The sequence below is a fragment of the Variovorax sp. P4_D9 genome, assembly GCF_056401695.1.
In genome coordinates, this window is record NZ_JBFUIU010000933.1 from 1 (window position 1) to 3,251 (window position 3,251).

Below are 3,251 nucleotides of genomic sequence, written 5' to 3' on the forward strand. Positions count from 1 at the left end.
CTGATCGCACTGCCCATCTGATCGCATCCGAAGGCGGCCACCGACTCCGGTGCTTCCTCGCTGAGGTCGCTCAGACGCTCACGGCTTGGCCGCCTTGAGCTTGCGAAGCTGAGCTTCGGCGCGTTCGAGCTCGACTCGCAACAGCTGCACCTCCTGTTCCTGGCGCTTGATCTGCGTCGCCGGGTCCTTGGCGGCTATCAGGGCTTCGCAGTGGGCGTGCAGTGCGGCCAGCGACTCGGTGAGTTGGCGGCGCCGGAGCATCTGGCCCCTGGCGCGCGCCTGAGCGATGTCCTCATCGAGCGTGGCCTCCTCGGCCTTGCAACTGGCGGCATCCGTCGGCTCGGCGGCCTGGGCGAAGGTGTGGTTTGCGGAAGCAAGGAGAACGACGGCCAAGAGGCCCAGTTTCAATCGCATGGCAAGGCAGCCTGACAGATGGGGTTGAAGAGCGTGGTGGCGATTCTGCACCGCGCGCGTGAACGCAGCCAGGAGCCAGCGGATCTCGACGGCGGCTACCGGATCTCCACGGCGCTGCCATCCGTCACGTCGATGCCGGTGCGGACGATGCCGCTGCGGCTTCGATAGGCAAGCATGCCGTGCCCGCGCGCATCCGCGTTGACGCCGAAGGCGACCGAGCGTTCGCCCTTCGCGAGCTCGAACGGGTTTCCCCCGACCGGGCGCGTGCCGCCGTTGAGGGTGTCGAAGACGTGCACCAGCTGGGCCTGGCCGGTGAGGTTGACGACGCTGACTTTGAGTTGAGGCATCCAGGGGACCGGGTTGAGACGTTCGCGGAATTCTGCCCGAGGCCGAGCGCGTTCGGGCGGCCCAAGTTTCGGGGCCGGCGCGGCCCGATCCTGCGCTAGACTGCATCCGATCCGCTGGCCGATGTCCAGCGTCGACGGCCAGGCCAAGCGCTTGTCTGCCAGCGGGTCACTGCACCACTTCATTCGTCGCAAACTGTCCCACCTCTCCGAATCCGTCTTGTCGGCTGCGGCGTCGAGCCTGGTCTCGATTCTTGCGCTGTTCGCATTGGCCCATGCCTGCACATGGGCAGGCGCGATCTGCGGCGGGCTGTTCGGGGGGAGGCGCACAATGGGGCGCGTGGATTTGTCTTTGGGCTCGATGGAGGCCGCGGACGTGCAATGTGTTCAGGCAACAAAAAACCCCGGTGAATCGTTGATTCGCCGGGGTGTGCTTGTATCAGTTATGGTGCCCAGAAGAGGACTCGAACCTCCACGATGTTACTCGCTAGTACCTGAAACTAGTGCGTCTACCAATTCCGCCATCTGGGCCCACATGCTGCTTGGAATGAATCCTTGCAGCAGGTTTTGAATTTCAGGAACGAAGGAGATCATATCAAAAATATTGGCCATCCCAGCGGCTTGCTGGATGAAATTGAAGGTTCGGTGCAAGGACACCGCGATGGACACGGTTTCGTACAACGCGATGACGGTGAAGCCGACATCTATCTGCCTCCCAACGAGATGCGCGCGGTGCTGCACAAGGACCGCGTCAAGGCGCGCATCGTGCGCCAGGATCGGCGCGGCCGTCCCGAGGGCCGCGTGGTCGAGATCCTCGAGCGGCCCGAGCAGCCGATCATCGGCCGGCTGCTGCACGAAGGCGGTGTCTGGCTGGTGGCACCGGAGGACAAGCGCTACGGGCAGGACGTCCTGATTCCCAAGGGCGCGACCGGTACCGCCAAGGTCGGGCAGGTGGTGGTGGTGCAGCTCACCGAGCCGCCCGCGCTGTTCGGCCAACCGGTCGGCCGCGTCAAGGAAGTGCTCGGCGAGATCGACGACCCCGGCATGGAGATCGAGATCGCGGTGCGCAAGTACGGCGTGCCACACGAGTTCTCGGAAGCGTGCCTGGCCGAAGCGAAAGCTATTCCCGACAAGGTGCGGCCGGTCGACAAGCACGGCCGCATCGACCTCACCGATGTGCCGCTGGTCACCATCGACGGCGAGGACGCACGCGACTTCGACGACGCCGTGTATTGCGAGCCCGCGAAGGTCGGCCGCGGCAAGGGCTGGCGCCTGCTGGTCGCGATCGCCGACGTCAGCGCCTACGTGAAGACCGGCTCGGCGATCGATATCGATGCCTACGAGCGCGCGACCAGCGTCTACTTCCCGCGTCGCGTGATTCCGATGCTGCCCGAGAAGCTGTCGAACGGCCTCTGCTCGCTGAACCCCGAGGTCGAGCGCCTGTGCATGGTCTGCGACATGCTGGTCGCGGCCGATGGCGAGATCTACGCCTACCAGTTCTATCCGGCGGTGATGTGGAGCCATGCGCGCTTCACGTACACCGAGGTGGCGGCGATCCTTGGCAACACGCGCGGCCCCGAGGCGCAGAAACGCAAGGACCGCGTCAAGGACCTGCTCAACCTGCACGACGTCTACCGCGCGTTGCTCCAGCAGCGATCGAAGCGCGGCGCCGTCGACTTCGAGACCACCGAGACGCAGATCATCTGCGACGACGCCGGCCGGATCGAGAAGATCGTGCCGCGCACCCGCAACGAGGCGCACCGCCTGATCGAGGAAGCCATGCTGGCGGCCAACGTCTGCAGCGCCGACTTCATCGCCGAGGGCAAGCATCCCGGCCTCTACCGCGTGCACGAGGGCCCGACGCCCGAAAAGAAGGAAATCCTTCGCGGCTACCTCAAGGCCATGGGCGTGGGCCTGTCCATCACCGACGACCCGAAGCCGGGCGAGTTCCAGGCCATCGCCGAGGCGACCAAGGACCGGCCGGATTCGCAGCAGATCCACACGATGCTGCTGCGCTCGATGCAGCAGGCGATCTACACGCCGATCAACAGCGGCCACTTCGGCCTGGCCTACGAGGCCTACACCCATTTCACGAGTCCGATCCGCCGCTACCCGGACCTGCTGGTGCACCGCGTGATCAAGGCCATCCTCGGCAAGACCAAGTATCAGCTGCCGATGCTGCCGACGCCGGGCGAGGCGCATGCCAAGCTGGCGAAGCGGCTGGCCTCGCGTGTCAAGGCGCCGACGAGCAAGCCACAGAAGGCCACGGTCGCGCCGACCAAGGAAACGCTGGCCTGGGAGGCCGCGGGCCTGCACTGCAGCGCCAACGAACGGCGTGCCGACGAGGCCAGCCGCGACGTCGAGGCCTGGCTCAAGTGCAAGTACATGCGCGAGCACCTGGGCGAGGAGTACGGCGGCGTGGTCACGGCCGCGACCACCTTCGGCATCTTCGTCACGCTCGACGCGATGTATGTCGAGGGCCTGGTGCACATC

Annotated in this window: 3 protein-coding genes and 1 tRNA gene; 1 reads left to right on the top strand and 3 read right to left on the bottom strand. The window is 65.6% G+C overall.

All coding sequences use genetic code 11. From position 1 onward, the window contains the following. Positions 1–78 precede the first annotated feature (78 nt). The 3 genes from AC1DY5_RS48550 to AC1DY5_RS48560 form a co-directional block, all read right to left on the bottom strand. On the bottom strand, positions 79–414 hold the full coding sequence (locus AC1DY5_RS48550) for a DUF1090 family protein (RefSeq protein ID WP_478121488.1): 336 nt from the start codon (positions 412–414) through the stop codon (positions 79–81). Between the two features lie 95 nt (positions 415–509). Continuing rightward, entirely contained in the window at positions 510–761 is a 252-nt protein-coding gene (locus AC1DY5_RS48555; RefSeq protein ID WP_478121489.1) for a hypothetical protein, read from the bottom strand. Between the two features lie 443 nt (positions 762–1,204). Continuing rightward, positions 1,205–1,289: transfer RNA gene (locus tag AC1DY5_RS48560), tRNA-Leu, on the bottom strand. Between the two features lie 90 nt (positions 1,290–1,379). Here AC1DY5_RS48560 and rnr point away from each other — a divergent pair. Next, positions 1,380–3,251 (top strand): ribonuclease R (rnr, locus tag AC1DY5_RS48565; protein ID WP_478121490.1); only part of this gene is annotated, 1,872 nt, incomplete at its 3' end.